Here is a 16,073-nt window from a genome sequence, read left to right as displayed (position 1 = left end):
CGCCGCCTTGAACTTCTTGGTCCTATTTATCGGACATTTTGAACACGCATTTAAATGTTAATAAATGAATCTGTTGCATTAATCCGCCCTTTTATCTTCGTCGCATGTAATTTTTCTCCCTGCAGCCACTTTTTCAAAGAGAAAATAAACGGCTGCCGGTCACCTCCAAGTGCAATCCAAGCGGAAAGCTCTTTTGGTAAGTAAAGTGCTGTATGCAGCGTACCTGCCCATGCACCATATTTTTCTGAAAATATTCCTTGTTCAATATCATTTAACATACGGAACGCTTCATAAGGGGTATGAATATCCTTCTGCTTGGTTATTATTCTCTCCAGACGTGCCATTGATTCATCAGAACGGTACCGATTTTCTTCTGTTAATGCATCAAAATGGTTTGTGCAGCTATGATCTTCCCGGACAAAAAAAGAGCGGGGGGATACTTCAACAACCAGTGATTTTCCGGTTGTATCTAATAACACATAGTTGAAGGTATTTCGGTGTGGGACATCGCGGAGTAACTGAACAGCTTCTTCTACAGTGGCACAGTTTTCTAAAATCAGTCTGCCAATCATATTACAAACAAAACCATCGCTTGATTTTTTCCGGTTAACGAAATTATAGCCCATGGTCAGTCCTTTTTCGTTTATTCCATCGGTACGGCCGGTAATCTGCATGGATGGGCCAGCACTGGTATAGCCCGTATCTGACGGGGCGTATACCACATAACGTCCTTCATAAGAATGAGGGGCATTATCATAATTCCGCACTAAAAAATCCTGCTTTGTATTAATGGAACAGCCACTGCGGCCGTATTCATAATAATAACCGCCAAATTCCCGTATGGCATCATTCCAAGGGATACCTAATCCATCACTTAATCCTTGTATTTCTTCCCAGATTGCTTGAGAAAATGTTTTAAATACAGCTTCGACTTCCTTTTCATCAACAAGGAAGTTTCTCCATCGTTTACTGAGCAATGCTTTCCGATGTTGTATGATAGGTGAATTTTTTAATTTTTCCGCTTGAAAAAGTCCAAATTGATAATGACTTCCACGGAATTGTATAATATCAGTGTGAACTGGTTTCATCGTTGTTCTCCATTTCTTTCGTAAATGTATTGCTAGTGTACCTTTTTCAAGCTGATTAGAAAAGAAATCAGCTTGATAAGGAAATGTAAAATGTCCCCAGATGATAAACGGTGAATGCTTTAGTTGACGTGGGTTTTCAGAAGAGGTTGAATTTGGGCTGGGTCTGGAGCGGTCGATTAACCTGACAACATTGAGATCTGCGATTACTCGTCCCATCGAAAACTGTTAGCATTTTTTGTATATATATCTTAGGGAAGCAGAGGAGATTTAGATGGCAGAAAAGCTAAGCTATACGGAATTATACCGGAAATTATATCAGTATTATGGTCCTCAAGAGTGGTGGCCATCCACTTCTGATTTTCAAATGCTGATCAGTGCTATTTTAGTTCAGCGGACAAATTGGAAAAATGTCGAGTTAGCTTTAACAAATCTAGGTGAAGACATAAAAGCGGGGGAGTTAATACAAATGGAGGAAGCAGTACTTGCTGAAAAAATACGACCAAGCGGCTTTTATCGAATGAAAGCAAAGAAAATTAAAGCTTGGCTGCATTGGTTTCAGAAATATAGCTTTCACATAAAGGAAGTTCAAAAAGTCGATCAAGCTGTCCTTCGTAAAGAATTATTAGCGATTCATGGGATAGGGGAGGAAACAGCAGATGCGATGATGCTGTATGCTTTCGATAAGCCGGGTTTTATTGCAGATAATTACGCGATGCGATTATTTGATCGAATTGGCTACTGTCTTCCCAAAACATATCATGCGTTTAAAACAGAAGTGGAAAAAACATTTCCGCATGATTTGGAAATGCATCAGGAATTTCACGCATTAATTGTAGAGCATGGAAAACAATATTGTAAGAAGACCCCGCTATGTGAAAACTGTCCATTAGTTTCAGTTTGCAGGATGGGAAGCGAAAAGACGAATGCATTAATTTAAGAAAACATTTTTTAGAAAAGGAGAATCGGGGACAGAAAATGGATGATTTACTGCCCTTGATTCTCTAACTGATCTATTTTTTTCTGTAAAAGATCAAGCTGTTGCTGCATTTCTGTAATTTGTCGACTTGTAACAGGCGAATTTTCTTCAAACGCAGTTTCTTCTTCTATATCTTGATAGTATAAAATGGTTGAGCCAACAATAGCCACGACACTTCCCAATGTAGCAACTACTTCACCGTAATAAACTAATTTATCTCCAATACCTTTTTCACTTGTATTAAAACTTGTTGTTGGACTAAGGAAGAAATTAGACATGGTAGGACACTCCCGTAAGTCATTTTATTCTTGTCTCATGTACATGAGACAGTTGTATATAGGTTAATATATGTGTTTTTTTTTAAAACTCTACTGTTAGTCGATGTTCATAAAATATTCAATTCTAATGGGACAGCATGCTGTGTGATGAGCGATGCAGTGCGTGCTGTTGTATAATGGAATGGAAGATCTCCTATCATGGAAGATGTTGTTTTTAAGGGTGGTGGTCGATTGTTAAAAAAATTTACGAAAACTTTCCGGAACAGGATGATTTGGATGGGGATAGCGTCTCTTTTAATGGCTCTGGCTATTGTAGGGCAGAGCTATTTGGTCGTGATGATTATCCAGCAATTATTTCTGGATAATGCGGCGTTCTCATCGATTATCCCTGCTGTTTTTATATTGATTGGCATGCTTTTGTTACGAACCATTTTTCAATATATGATAAAAGGGTCCGGAATAAAAATGGCACAGACTGCAAAGGTTTCGATGCGGGAAAAATTGCTCCGTCATTTTACCAGCCAGCCTATGGTAGAGGCGGATAAAGGACAGTCCGGTCAGAAGACAAGCTTGTTCATGGATACAGTAGATGAAGTAGACGGTTATTTTAGTCAATACCTGCCTCAGGTTATTCAATCTGTTGGAGTTGTTCTAATTGTTTGGATTGTCATCTTTATTCAAAACTGGACAAGCGGGTTGATTATTCTGGTTTCAGCACCCTTTATTCCCATCTTTATGATGATTATTGGTATAAAGACAAAGGATAAATCAAAGGAACAGCTATCTGAATTAGCAGCCTTTTCCGGAACGTTCCTTGATACGCTGCAAGGTCTGCCGACGGTTAAATTATTTGGCCAATCTACGGAGCAAAGAGATAAAATTGAAAAGGATAGTACCAGCTTTCGTGATGCAACGATGGGTGTGCTAAAGGTGGCATTCACCAATTCTTTAGCTCTGGAATTTATTGCAATGCTAAGTATTGGTTTGATTGCTTTGGAGATTGCAATTCGAATGATTATTTTTCAAAATCTCAGTTTTTTTACGGGTTTTTTTGTTTTACTCCTTGCACCGGAGCTATTCAGCCAATTGAAGCAGCTGGGTTCAGCTTTTCATTCCGGACGCGCAAGTATGGGAGCAGCATCACGGGTGGAGGATGTACTTGAAGAAGAGACAACTCCTGTTCCCTGGGGTTCTGCATCATTAAAAGCTGATAAAGCACCAGAATTGAGGCTAGAACAGGCTTCCTTTCATTATGAAGAGGGAAACTTTGAATTAGCACCAGCTTCTTTGCGGATTTTACCATATGAGCAGGTAGCGATCATAGGTAAAACTGGTGCCGGAAAGTCAACTTTGCTTCATTTGCTTGCTGGTTTCCTGCCAGCTAAAGAAGGAAATTACCTGATTGATGGTGTTTCACAAGAAAAGGTACAAAAAGCAGATTGGTTCGGACGTATTGGATATTTATCACAGCAGCCCTATGTGTTTTCAGGAACAGTACGGGAAAATATATTGCTTGGTTCTCAGGAAGAACAGCATGATAAAGATATACAAGAAGTTGCGGAACATGCAGGAATCTGGAGTTGGATTGCTGCATTACCAGATGGATTAGATACAGTGATTGGAGAGGGAGGAAGAGGTTTATCAGGTGGAGAGAAACAGCGGATTGCAATAGCGCGTACCCTGTTAAAAAAGCCGCAGATTTTGTTTTTTGATGAACCGACAACTGGTCTCGATATTCAAACCGAGTATATGCTGCAAAAATCGTTAGATACGTTAAAAACGCATGCAACAATGATTACTGTAGCCCACCGTCTGCATACCATCCGAAATGCCGATAACATATTTCTGTTAGATCAGGGTGAGATAGCAGGAGAAGGAACGCATGAGGAACTTTACCAAAACAATAAAATGTATCAACAAATGATCCGTACACAGCAAGGAGGGCGGGCTAAATGAAGGATATCAGTCTGGTATTAAAAATGATGCTGAAAGAAAAAAAGGATATTCTAATTTCTGTCTTCTTTGGATTTTTAGCGGGTATTACAGCTGTCTCTTTGTTTGCGGCAAGCGGTTATTTAATCTCACAAGCCGCTTTTGCACCGCCAATCTATACCTTGATGATTTTAGTAGCAAGTGTAAAACTCTTAGGAATTACTTCAGCTGTCAGCAGATATGGAGAACGCTATTTTTCTCATCGCGGGACATTTACTATTCTGAAAAATATCCGACTGAAAGTTTATGATCAGATCGAGCCGCTGGCAAGCAGGATTTTACAAAAATACCGGAGCGGGGATATCCTAGCCCGGATTGTTGGCGATGTAGAGAGTTTACAGCATTTCTTTTTACGTGTATTTTATCCGCCGGTAGTGTTGGCAACTGTTTTTACAGCTACGATTTTCTTTACGATGTATCTATCTGTTGGTGTCGCACTTACAATAGTTGCAGGAATGGTTGTGGTGCTGATTGTTTTTCCATCCATCTTCTATTTGTTTCAAAAGAGAACAGCCGTATCGATGCGTGAAAAAAGAGGTGCACTGTCCTCCTCGTTTACCGATTATCTATATGGTTTTCGGGAATTAACAATTTTTCAGCAGGCTGAAGGAAAAAAACAACAGTTAGATCATGATATGCACCAATATGAAGAAATGAAAGCAAAAGAAAATCGGCAGCTTGCGATCCAGGAGGCTGTTGTTATCTTCTTTTCTTTTTTCATTGCGGTAATCGTATTAGTACAAGCAGGCTTATATGTTTCAGAAGGAAATCTTGCCGGAACACTGTTAGCAATGCTGTTTATGATTGCGATTACGGTGTTTGAAGATACACCGTCCATGGCTGTACTGCCTGCGCATTTAGAGGAAAGTAAAGCTTCTTCCAAACGTCTTACGGAAGTTTGGGAAGAAGAACCACGAGTTGAGGCAGCTGCTCATGAATTGGAACCAGACGTTCCGCTTCATGTTGTTTTTAAGGATGTTTCCATTCAATATCCAAATGAAAAGAAGCCGGCTGTACGTCTCGCTTCCTTTCAAATAAAACCTGGCAAAAATATCGCTATTGTCGGGCCAAGTGGTTCAGGGAAATCAACATTAATGCAGGCAATGCTTACCTTTGCGCCAATTCAATCTGGTCACATTTTAGTAAATGATAAAGAGATAAGCAAGATTGCCCAGGAAAGTCTATGGAGACAAATGAATGTATCCCTGCAGCATAATCATTTTTTCTATGGAAGCATTTATGAAAACTTACGATTTGCGAATAAAGAAGCGGGGGAAGAAGCTTGTCGGGAAGCGTTAGAAAAGGTTCAATTAAGCCATTTTTCGTTGGAAGATCAAGTATTGGAAAAAGGAACGAATTTGTCTGGCGGAGAAAAACAGCGTCTGGCACTTGCCCGTCTGTTTTTACGGGATGCTTCTATTTGGCTGCTTGATGAGCCGACCTCGTCTTTAGACGCAATTACAGAGCAGGAAATCATGGATGAAATTGAAAAAGCAACAAAATATCAGACCGTGGTGACCATTAGGCACCGGTTAACAGGTTTGGAAAACATGGATCAGATTATTGTTATGAATCATGGAGAAATAATTGAACAAGGCACTTATATGGAGCTGATGGGAAAAGCAGATGGTTACTTTAAAGCGATGAAGGAGCTTGAAAATAGTCAGCTGGTGTAATAGTAGTAAACGAGCGTGATTTAAATTTTTTCGTATCTAAAAAGGGTGACTTGTAATTTCTCTCTGATATGGTGACTAATAAAAAACTCCCTCATCCAACCGATTTCTGAATCGGGCTGGATGAGGGAGTTTTACATTACCTATCCTTAGCTGCAGCGACAAATGCCAAAACAATTGCTGCAATCAGAACGATGAAAGGGGCGATAAAAATTAGAAATTGATTCAACATGTTATCACTTCTTTCCCTTAATATAGTTTTTATCAAACAAGAACAGTTTTAATAATAAATACAGCGACGGAACCAACAGTGCCATACCTAAGATAAAGACAACAATAAGCGAGATGGCCATTGCCGGATTAGTAAACCCTTCATGAATACTGATATGAGGGTATAAAAGATATGGATAATGCGCTATCCCGTACCCGAAGAATGCAAAAGCAAATTGGCCGGTAAGCAGCCAAAAAGCCGTGCCGTAATTTCGGCGCTTCCAGATCAGAATGACGGTAAAAAGCCATAGAACAAAGGAAATGGCAAACATCCACCAGAGGCTCAAGAGATTTTCAAAATGAGCTTCATTATGGAAATAGAGTTCTACAATAATCCCTGAGGCAGCAATAATTAAAGGAACGGACCAGCCTAATGCGTATTTTCTCATTAAATTGGTTGCATCTTTATCACCTGTTTCATTTGCATACCAGGTTAAGAAGACAGCTGAAATATAAAGCACAGCCACAATACTTAACACAACAATCGACCAGGTTAACGGGCTGAAAAACAGGGCACTGTAATCTAAGACCGGATTTCCATCTTCTATAAAGACAAAGCCGCCTTCCGAAATAGTCAGAACAATCGACAGGGAAGCCGGAATAAGCAATCCGGACAGCCCATACATAATCGCATAACCTTTATGCCCCTGCTTTCCATAGGATTCAAATGCATAATAAGAGCCGCGGATGGCTAATAAAATCAGTGCTAAGCTTCCCGGTATCAGCAAAATCGTTCCGAAATAGTATGCTGTCTCCGGGAAAAAGCCGACAATCCCGACAAAGAAGAAGACAAAGAAAACATTGGTAACCTCCCAAACAGGTGACAAATAACGCTGAATGATTTTCGAAAGAATATGCTGTTTTCCGGTAACGATACTATACGCATTGAAAAAGCCGGCACCGTAGTCGATGGATCCAACAATGATATAACCAAATAAGAATAACCAGAGAACGGAAATACCGATAATTTCTAAAATCATGATTCGTCACCACCTTGCATGCGCTCTAAATCCTTTTCTACAGTGTTTTTACGGAACATATACCTTAATACAACAACGGTACCAATGCCCAGAATAAGATACAGAACTGCAAACAACACAAACATCCAGCCGACATAGTCACTTGTTGTAGCGGCTTCTTCTATCGTCATCAGCCCTCTTAAAATCCATGGCTGCCGGCCGACTTCAGCCATCCACCAGCCAGCTTCAATGGCTAAGAAGGAGAGTGGTCCACCAGCGACAATCAGCCAGCGATACCAATTTTTTTCAACAAAGGACCATTTTCTCCGCATTCCAAACCAGTACAGTAAGGATAAGGCAATCATAAACATGCCGATGGTGACCATCGTATCAAAGAAATAATGGATGACGAGCGGAGGCTGTTCTTCTTCCGGGAATTCCTCCAGGCCGGTTACTTCAGAACTTGGAAAACCATGTGCCAGAATGCTCAAGGCATATGGAATATGGAGGGCATAATTGGTTTCATTATTTTCATCTAATACTCCCCACATCACCAGAGGTGCTTCGGTACTTGTTTCAAAATGCCATTCTGCCGCTGCCAGCTTTTCCGGCTGATATTCTGCTAAGTATTTACCAGATAAATCACCAATTAAAGCTGTTGCAATTGCGAAGATCAAGCCAATCTTCATGGCCATATGCAAGGACTTTTTATGATACTCCTGATTTTTCTTTTGAAGTAGACGGAATGCCGCAATCGCAGCGAACATAAAGGCAATCGTCATATATGCTGTGGACAGCACATGGGCAACCTTTGTCGGCATGGATACAGTAAACATAGCAAGCAGAGGATTCGCATTAACCAAATCTCCGCCTACAATGTCAAAGCCTGCCGGGCTGTTCATAAATGAATTCACCACAGTGATAAAATAAGCTGACATGCCGCCACCTACAGCTACCGGAATCAATAAAAGCAAGTGCTTTTTCGGATTATCAAAACGATCCCACGTATATAAATAGATTCCTAAGAAAATCGCTTCAAAGAAAAAGGCAAATACTTCCATAAATAACGGCAAAGCAATAATATTTCCTGCTAGTTCCATAAAGCTCGGCCACAGCAGGGATAACTGAAGTCCAATAATTGTACCTGTTACTACCCCGACAGCGACGGTAACAACAAATCCTTTCGCCCAGCGTCTCGCCATCAATAGATAATGATTATCATTATTTTTGATTCCAATCCATTGTGCAATCATAATCATTAAAGGAACACCAACACCGATTGTGGCATAAATAATATGAAATGATAATGTCAACAGTGTCAGCATCCTGCTGGCAAATGCCGGATCTTCAAATAAGGTCATCGGTCAACCTCCTCTATGTATTTTTTCGCTCTATTTTTTAACATTCCCTGTGTACGTGTATTTAATCCGATTCAATCAAAAATTCATATTGCTGAAAAATATCCTCCTTATCATACGTTTTTTCGATAAATGTCAGCTTATTATGGTGATCGATGAGTAAAATAGTAGATGCTCGGGTGCCATAATCAGGTGTTTCGATAAAGATGGAAGATAATGCTTTTTCTAAATCCGCACGAATTCCAGTCTGTGGGAGAAATTCGGTATCAGCTTGTGTCCGGTTTTTTAAGCTATACAATAAATCTTCTGTTTTCATTTCCGGGTGTGACTGGATATAATTCCTTAATTCCTTTTTAGAATGTTCGACTTTAGGCCAGGGCGTATTCAGTGTATCGTTACTTAATCCATGAATCCCTGCTTTTATTTGAGAACCCTGATTATACACATTATTATAGTGATACAGTGTATCTTTGTCACCGAAAAGAATGTTATATCCAGCGTAGTTATGACGATTTTCTGAAAGCTGCTCTAAAAACATTTCACCGTCAAAATTCTGTAACAAAAAATCTACTGGAAGCTCCCCTCGAGAAAATGTTTTAGCTTCGGGAAGAGAAGGATCCCGATAGTTTGTTACTGCTGCAAATTTCCCTCGCTTGGAAACTGCCAGCCAAGTTCCCATCTGCAGCAAGTCCCTTCCAGCCAGAATATCAGGCTTATCCTCCCAAAATGCTGCCGGAAGTGTTGGCCTATGGTAAAACTCATCTCGGTTACTGAGTAGAATCAATTTATATTTTGGATGTGCATGGAAAGCAAAGGTAATTAAGCACATGGAATTATCCTCCTTTTTTCATTGAAGTTCGAATGCTAGGCTTGTCTCCAGTATACTTTTCTGATATTTTAGAATCAAAGTTATCGCATTCTGTGAAATAAAAAGTATTTCTCTATTGACAACGAGAAAAATTCTGATAATAATTAATATCAATACATCGAACGTTATGGAAGGACTAGTAAGTAAGCCATCACAATGACAGAGATGGAATTAGAGGATAGAAGCAATTATGAACAAGCATTGCATCTATCCAAAGCTGTGAGATTCCTCATTGTTGATTTACTGAACCTGCCTTTATCAGTCTTATGCAAAACATAAGCGTCTCCCCAACGTTATCACGGGATAAGTGAAATACGATTGTTCAAATGGACGTATTTAAAGGATCGTATTTAAGTTGTGGTGGTACCGCGGAAGTAAACTCTTTCGTCCCTTCGTTTTAACAGGGGATGAAAGAGTTTTTTATTTGCTGATTGAAATGGTTTTAGAAAGTGAGAGGTGGAATGACAATGGCAGCAAAACGTATTGTCGTTAAAATAGGAAGCAGTTCGTTAACGAATACACATGGGGAAATCGACAAACAGCAGCTAGAGGATCATGTACATGCGCTGGCACTGCTTCATCAAAATAATATGGAAGTAATTTTAGTTTCCTCAGGTGCAATTGCTGCAGGATTTAAGCAGCTTGGCTATTCCTCAAGACCTGTTACACAGAAAGGAAAGCAAGCAGCTGCTGCAGTAGGCCAGGGGTTGCTTATTCAGACCTATATGGAAAAACTAAAAGAATACGATATTACTGCCGCCCAAATTCTTCTGACGCGAAGTGATTTTTCAGATCAGGGAAGGTATCGAAACGCTTATGCAACCATGCAGGAATTGTTGGAGCGGAGGGTTATCCCAATTATTAATGAAAATGATACGATTGCGATTGATGAGCTGACGTTTGGAGATAATGATATGCTTTCTGCTTTAGTGAGCGGTTTAATCCATGCAGATCATTTAATCCTTTTAACAGATATTAATGGGATATATGATAAAAATCCAAAACGACATCCAGATGCCATACGATATGATCATTTAATAAAACTCAGTGAAGAATTAATTGAACAGACGGATGCAACAGGGTCTAAAGTAGGGACAGGTGGTATGAAATCGAAGCTGATGGCTGCTAAAATGGCTTCTTCCGTAGGTATCCCGGTATTTATTGGACAAGGATACGGGAAAGAAAAGCTGACAGCTATTTTAAAAGGTGAAGGAGACGGCACCTATATTGACAGCGAAAGGAAAGCACATTTACCAGCAAATAAACAATGGATTTCACTGCATTCGCATTTAGATGGTCGTGTATTCATTGATGAAGGGGCAGAAAAAGCATTAATGTATCATGGCAGCAGCTTACTTTCTCCCGGAATTACAGCAGTAGAAGGTTATTTTGCCGGTGGAGATGTTGTAGAGGTTTATGGAGAGACAGCTTTATTAGGAAGAGGGCAGGTAAAATGCTCATCAGAAGAATTAAAGGCTGTAATGAAATTACGTGAATCAACCTATATTCAGACTTTACCGACGATTGAAGTTATCCACCGTGACAAATGGGTATCGTTTGAGACAATGAAAGGAGAATTATCATGAATGAAGTAATCGAAAAAGGGAAGCTTGCAAAAAAAGCTAGTTATCAAATCGGAACATGCACTACAAAGGAAAAGAATGAGGCATTAGTAAAAATCGCCAATGGATTAAAGAAAAATGAGGAAGCAATTCTGGCAGCTAATCAACTGGACATTCAAGCTGGGAAAGAAAAAGGCCTATCTGCTTCGTTACTTGATCGTGTAGAGTTGAATAAGCAGCGTATTGCTGACATTGCCGATGCCATTTTACAAATAGTGGATTTGACGGATCCGATTGGGGAAGTACTCGAAACGATAGAGAAAGATAATGGTCTAAAAATTGTCAATACACGTGTTCCAATTGGTGTTCTCGGCATGATTTACGAAGCAAGACCCAATGTCACCGTTGATGCAGCAACACTTGCTGTTAAAACAGGGAATGCCATTATCTTACGTGGCAGCTCATCAGCTATTCATTCTAATTTAGCGATTGTCAAGGTCATTCATGAAGCATTGGCTGACAGTGCTGTTATTCCTGATTCGATTCAATTAATTGAAGATACAAGCCGGGAAACCGCAAATGAATTATTCCGCTTAAATGCTTATTTAGACGTACTTATCCCGCGCGGAGGAAAGAATTTAATTGATACAGTTGTCAGAGAGTCCCGTGTGCCAGTGATTGAAACGGGAGCAGGTAATTGTCATGTCTATATTGATGAAACAGCGAAACCGGAGATGGCGATAGATATTACATTAAATGCTAAATTACAGCGCCCATCCGTTTGTAATGCGATTGAATCTTTGCTTATTCAAGCTGATTGGTTTGACCAATACGGAAATGATTTAAATGCTTCTTTGATTGAAAAAGGTGTCACCATTCATGGTGATAGGCGTGTTGTCGAGAAAGTACCTTTTGTACAGGAGGCAACAGAAGCCGACTGGGAAACGGAGTATCTTGGTTTAGATATTAGTGTGAAGATCGTAGAAGATGTATATGAAGCAATCGACCATATTAATACGTATGGCACAAAGCATTCGGAAGCAATTATTACAGAAACAGCCGATCATGCCGATATTTTCAAGCAAAAAGTTGACGCAACAACGGTATATCATAATGCATCTACTCGTTTTACAGATGGTTTTGAATTCGGGTTTGGAGCTGAAATCGGTATTAGTACGCAAAAGCTGCATGCTAGAGGGCCGATGGGGCTAAAAGCATTAACATCGAATAAGTTTATTGTTTCTGGTGAAGGGCAGATTCGGGAATAAGAGATAAAGTGAAACTTCCTTTCACATAGGGGGTTAAAGGAACAAAGACTAAGTTCGCGACATCGTGTCTCAGGCGCCTTTGTGACTGCATCCTATAGCACGGAACGAATTGGGAAGTTGATGGCTGTCCTGTCTCCTACTTAGAATTTTCATGTTTTCACAATTGTTGAAGCAGGGGTCTAACAAAAGCTCTTCGATTGGGCGAGTAATCGCAACCCCAGTCCCATCCAGTTATACGACATAAAAAGAAAGAGATCGGATTTCGTCTCTTTCTTTTTATGTCGTGTAACCATTATTTTTTACAAACAACTGGAGACCAAAGCCCGTCCTTTTCCAGTGTGACACTTCCTTCCTCATTAAAGTTTTCCATACACTTATCAATAATCTGCTCGTTCGCTTTATGATTATTATTAATTTGTATAGCCATAATACTGCCAATGGTGACAATCGTCGTACAAACGATAATTGCAAATAAATATTCAATGTATCTTTTTGCAATGTTATCCGCTCCTTCCACTTTACTTAGATTAACAATAAATGGGAATGATTGAAAGGCCGGATATCAAATGGTTACCAATTGTCAGTATCTTTCAGTTTGCAAAAGCAATAAATAACGGTAGAATAACAATATAAGTGCGTGTTCAAAAAGTCCGATAAATAGGACCAAGAAGTTCAAGGCGACGTGTTATTTTTATTGGACTTTTTGAACATCCTCTATAAAAGGTTGCGAAAAGAGAGGTATGAGATGTTAGAGCATGTAACTGATGACATTTATCGTCTTGTTGTCCGCTTTAAAGGGGCGATGGGTGAGATGAACAGTTATCTAATAAAAGGTGATAACGGCTATACTGTGATTGATACAGGTATTCACGCCCCGGAGACGAAAGCTTTGTGGGAGCGTGTATTAAGTAACTATAAAATAGAAAAGCTTGTGCTGACACATACGCATGAGGATCATATAGGATTGGCACGGTGGTTTCAAGAAATATATGAAATTCCTGTATATGTATCCAGGCGGGGCTATGAGCAGATGAGTAAAGGTAAGGACGCAAAAGCACGTAAAAATCGGCTTAAAAGCTTAATAAAAAAACATGGAGCACCACCTATTCCTTTAAAAATAAGGGATGAATCCCATATTTATAAATTTGAGCCGGATGGCTTTTTTGATGATAATGATGAAATAAAACTTGGTAACCGTTTGTATCAGACGATATGGACGCCAGGTCATGCACCAGATCATTATTGTTTCTACCAGCCGGAAACAGAGATCATGGTTATTGGAGATCATGTGTTAAATCACCTTTCTCCGGTAATTGGGCTATGGATGGGAGAAGAACATAATCCGCTGGAGGATTATTTGAAAGCGTTGGATCTATTAAAAGACTATCGAGTTCGGATGGCTTTGCCTGGTCATGGCGATATGATTGAAAACTTGGATGAACGAATAACAGATATTTCACATCGTCATGAAAAACGGTTGGAGCAAATATTAGAACTAATGAAAGAAGAAGAAATGACCGCTTTTAAATTAACAACCAAAGCATATGGCCCAATGAAAAGTATGGCCTTTGCCAGTCAATTCATGGCAACCTTAACGCGATTAATTTATTTAGAAGAACATTCGAAAATTAACGTTCAGACTAAAAAAGGGAAGAACTATTACGGGCTTCCTGCAAAAGATTTATATGCTATTAGGAGCTGATAACGGATGAAGTTCGCAGCAATCGATTTTGAAACAGCTAATGAAAAAAGAAATAGCGCTTGTTCTATAGGTGTTGTTCGATTTGATGAGAAACAGATTTATGATGAATATTACTCGCTGATAAATCCGATGAGTGATTTTCGCAGTATGAATATTCGTATTCATGGTATCAGAGAAGAGGATGTACAAGATGCACCAACTTTTGAAGATTTATGGCCAACTTTAAACGAAAAGCTAAAAGGACATGTAATTGTGGCACATAATGCCAGCTTTGATATGAGCGTGCTGCGTCAGTCTTTATTAAAATATGATTTAGGACATCCGGATTTTGCTTCGTTATGCACGGTGAAGATTTCACAGCGGGTATGGCCGCATTTAGAAAATCATCGTCTGCATACCGTAGCTAATTATCATGATATTCCATTAATTCACCACCATGCATTAGAAGATGCAAAGGCTTCTGCATTTATTTTAATGAGGGCGTTGGAAGCACAGCAGGATGAAGAAGCAGAACACTTTTTAGAAAGATGGCTCGCTTCAAAGGAAAGTGCACGCCGGGGTTATCCCAAAACACGTTCTAAAACCCAATCAGGCAGGGGACCTACTAAGCTGTTTTTATCATAATGGGAAGCGGCTGAAGCTTCCAAATAAGAAAATATTGTGATGATTCTATTTCATCGAAAGTGATAGATAGAACTTCTTAACTGCTTAACAAGAAAAAATTAGGATATCCTTATCATTGCGTATTTTAGAAAAAAAGGGTATGATATAAACTACAAGCTACATTGTTCGTATCAATTAAAGTTTTAACCTCTAATATTGGAATAGGGAGTTTTACATCGAAATTGAAATGTCGAGCCGTCATAAAGGAATGGAAGACAGGAAGGTTTCTGCGAACACCCACTTTGCGAAGTGGTGGTTTAAAACTTTTTATTACATGATACGGCAAATGTGGCCTGTGTACATAATTTACTATTCAATCCCGGTAGCGATAATCGTTATTGGGATTTTTTATTGGTTTTGGAGAAATAAAACCGGGTGCTTAAGGTAGTTTTACAGAGATGAGTTAATAGGGTACAAAATGTAATGGTTTTTTAGGAGGTAATATGAAGAAAAAGATGGAAGAAAAGTTTCGTCATCCTAAAGCGTATTTTTGGTAGCGTTTAGAAGCTTTTATCACGGAAAATCGTCCGTAAAACTCCCGCCTCAAAATAAAGCATGAAAATAAACTTATTTAGGCGGGAGATCAGGTGAGCTAACTCCCTGAATCACTTAGGCTAACTCAGTGGGAGGAGAACGGCAGACTAAGTTCGCGACGTCCTGGGACTGGGGATGGGACTGCGATTACCAATGTTGTCAGGTTAGTACGACCGCTGCGACGGGTTATGGTGGGGTGAGTAATCGCAACCCCAGAAAAACACTACGCTTTCCGTGGGCTTGAGCTCAGCCTGATATGAACAAAACTGTCAAGTCCCCGCTCAAAATTGGGTAGAAAACTGGTTTTTTTCCATCTTTAATAAAGAAAATGACTATCCATTTTCTTCCATACACTTTATTGACACCTTGCTTATCAAGAAAATAATTGCTATTTCTTTTGCACACAAAGGTGTTCAGTAAAGTGCACAGCACGAAAGCAAAAAATGTTTTCTCATCGATTAGCATTCTGACATACGTGGATTATCACATTAAATTATTCCGGTACGAGGGGCTGTCCGCTCACTCCTCTCGTGGATTCACTTCCGTAGAAGCTGCCACATTGCTGAGTCGTGAATCACCCTCATCGGATTCATCTTTTTTGCTTCCGCGCTCTACATTCTACCATGTGGTTTCCTTGAATGATTATCTACATCTCGGCATCTTTTTTTGTAAAACGAAATGGTACCTTCCATCATTTAATTGGGTAGTCCAGGTGATTTTATACGGAGTGGCGGGCATGATAACATATATGTGTGAGCCAACATCATTAGATATTGGCTTCTTGGCTCATGAATCGTGCCCGCAGAGGCTCCGTGTCAAATCACCTGCAAATATCTCCCTCTTTACTTCCACATTTATAATTATCATTATTCTTTACGAAAC

The 16,073-nt window shown here is 39.6% G+C and carries 14 protein-coding genes and 1 other RNA gene; 8 read left to right on the top strand and 7 right to left on the bottom strand.

Annotated features, from left to right (window positions below):
* Positions 1-50: 50 nt before the first annotated feature.
* A complete protein-coding gene (locus tag BN986_RS16740; protein ID WP_040982297.1) occupies positions 51-1,088 on the bottom strand; it encodes a C45 family autoproteolytic acyltransferase/hydrolase in 1,038 nt (345 codons plus the stop codon).
* A gap of 271 nt (positions 1,089-1,359) precedes the next feature.
* On the opposite strand from BN986_RS16740, the gene BN986_RS16735 reads away from it, so the two are divergent.
* Positions 1,360-2,025 carry an endonuclease III domain-containing protein gene (locus BN986_RS16735; protein WP_040982295.1) on the top strand — a complete coding sequence of 222 codons (666 nt, stop codon included), beginning with the start codon at positions 1,360-1,362 and terminating at the stop codon, positions 2,023-2,025.
* A 47-nt stretch (positions 2,026-2,072) separates the two neighbouring features.
* Here the strand turns inward: BN986_RS16735 and BN986_RS16730 are convergent, their stop codons facing one another.
* On the bottom strand, positions 2,073-2,342 hold the full coding sequence (locus tag BN986_RS16730; RefSeq protein ID WP_040982294.1) for a hypothetical protein: 270 nt from the start codon (positions 2,340-2,342) through the stop codon (positions 2,073-2,075).
* 231 nt (positions 2,343-2,573) lie between these two features.
* Between BN986_RS16730 and cydD the strand changes: the two genes are divergently transcribed.
* Together cydD and cydC are read left to right on the top strand one after the other, a co-directional pair.
* Positions 2,574-4,298 carry a thiol reductant ABC exporter subunit CydD gene (cydD, locus tag BN986_RS16725; RefSeq protein WP_040982905.1) on the top strand — a complete coding sequence of 575 codons (1,725 nt, stop codon included), beginning with the start codon at positions 2,574-2,576 and terminating at the stop codon, positions 4,296-4,298.
* A complete protein-coding gene (gene cydC / locus BN986_RS16720) occupies positions 4,295-6,010 on the top strand; it encodes a thiol reductant ABC exporter subunit CydC (RefSeq protein ID WP_040982291.1) in 1,716 nt (571 codons plus the stop codon). Before cydD ends, cydC begins: the two co-directional genes overlap by 4 nt.
* Before the next feature lie 136 nt (positions 6,011-6,146).
* Here cydC and cydS read toward each other — a convergent pair whose 3' ends face one another.
* The 4 genes from cydS to BN986_RS16705 all read right to left on the bottom strand — a co-directional run bounded on the left by cydS (position 6,147) and on the right by BN986_RS16705 (position 9,423).
* Positions 6,147-6,239 (bottom strand): cytochrome bd oxidase small subunit CydS family protein, encoded by a 93-nt coding sequence (gene cydS, locus BN986_RS28115; RefSeq protein WP_379555921.1) that lies wholly within the window; start codon positions 6,237-6,239, stop codon positions 6,147-6,149.
* 4 nt (positions 6,240-6,243) lie between these two features.
* Positions 6,244-7,257 (bottom strand): cytochrome d ubiquinol oxidase subunit II, encoded by a 1,014-nt coding sequence (locus BN986_RS16715; protein WP_040982290.1) that lies wholly within the window; start codon positions 7,255-7,257, stop codon positions 6,244-6,246.
* Positions 7,254-8,597, bottom strand: a complete 1,344-nt coding sequence (locus BN986_RS16710; RefSeq protein ID WP_040982288.1) for a cytochrome ubiquinol oxidase subunit I — start codon at positions 8,595-8,597, stop codon at positions 7,254-7,256. Before BN986_RS16710 ends, BN986_RS16715 begins: the two co-directional genes overlap by 4 nt.
* 61 nt (positions 8,598-8,658) lie before the next feature.
* Positions 8,659-9,423 (bottom strand): NRDE family protein, encoded by a 765-nt coding sequence (locus BN986_RS16705; RefSeq protein ID WP_040982286.1) that lies wholly within the window; start codon positions 9,421-9,423, stop codon positions 8,659-8,661.
* Positions 9,424-9,929: 506 nt separating this feature from the next.
* Here BN986_RS16705 and proB point away from each other — a divergent pair.
* Positions 9,930-11,048 carry a glutamate 5-kinase gene (gene proB, locus BN986_RS16700; RefSeq protein ID WP_040982284.1) on the top strand — a complete coding sequence of 373 codons (1,119 nt, stop codon included), beginning with the start codon at positions 9,930-9,932 and terminating at the stop codon, positions 11,046-11,048.
* Positions 11,045-12,292 carry a glutamate-5-semialdehyde dehydrogenase gene (locus BN986_RS16695; RefSeq protein ID WP_040982281.1) on the top strand — a complete coding sequence of 416 codons (1,248 nt, stop codon included), beginning with the start codon at positions 11,045-11,047 and terminating at the stop codon, positions 12,290-12,292. The genes proB and BN986_RS16695 overlap by 4 nt, the downstream gene beginning before the upstream one ends.
* Before the next feature lie 292 nt (positions 12,293-12,584).
* On the opposite strand, the gene BN986_RS16690 is transcribed toward BN986_RS16695, so the two are convergent.
* Complete coding sequence (locus tag BN986_RS16690; protein ID WP_244445027.1) at positions 12,585-12,809, bottom strand: hypothetical protein; 225 nt, start codon at positions 12,807-12,809, stop codon at positions 12,585-12,587.
* 228 nt (positions 12,810-13,037) lie between these two features.
* Between BN986_RS16690 and BN986_RS16685 the strand changes: the two genes are divergently transcribed.
* The 3 genes from BN986_RS16685 (at position 13,038) to ssrS (ending at position 14,956) form a co-directional block, all read left to right on the top strand.
* A complete protein-coding gene (locus BN986_RS16685; protein WP_040982279.1) occupies positions 13,038-13,994 on the top strand; it encodes an MBL fold metallo-hydrolase in 957 nt (318 codons plus the stop codon).
* A gap of 6 nt (positions 13,995-14,000) precedes the next feature.
* Positions 14,001-14,618 (top strand): 3'-5' exonuclease, encoded by a 618-nt coding sequence (locus BN986_RS16680; RefSeq protein WP_040982277.1) that lies wholly within the window; start codon positions 14,001-14,003, stop codon positions 14,616-14,618.
* Between the two features lie 150 nt (positions 14,619-14,768).
* A non-coding RNA gene (gene ssrS, locus BN986_RS26320) (6S RNA) lies at positions 14,769-14,956 on the top strand.
* The last annotated feature ends 1,117 nt before the right edge of the window (positions 14,957-16,073 follow it).

The organism is Oceanobacillus jeddahensis, from assembly GCF_000750635.1.
GTDB lineage: Bacteria > Bacillota > Bacilli > Bacillales > Amphibacillaceae > Oceanobacillus > Oceanobacillus jeddahense.
Note: the sequence above shows the minus strand (reverse complement) of the source record. Positions and strands in the feature narration are given on the sequence as shown.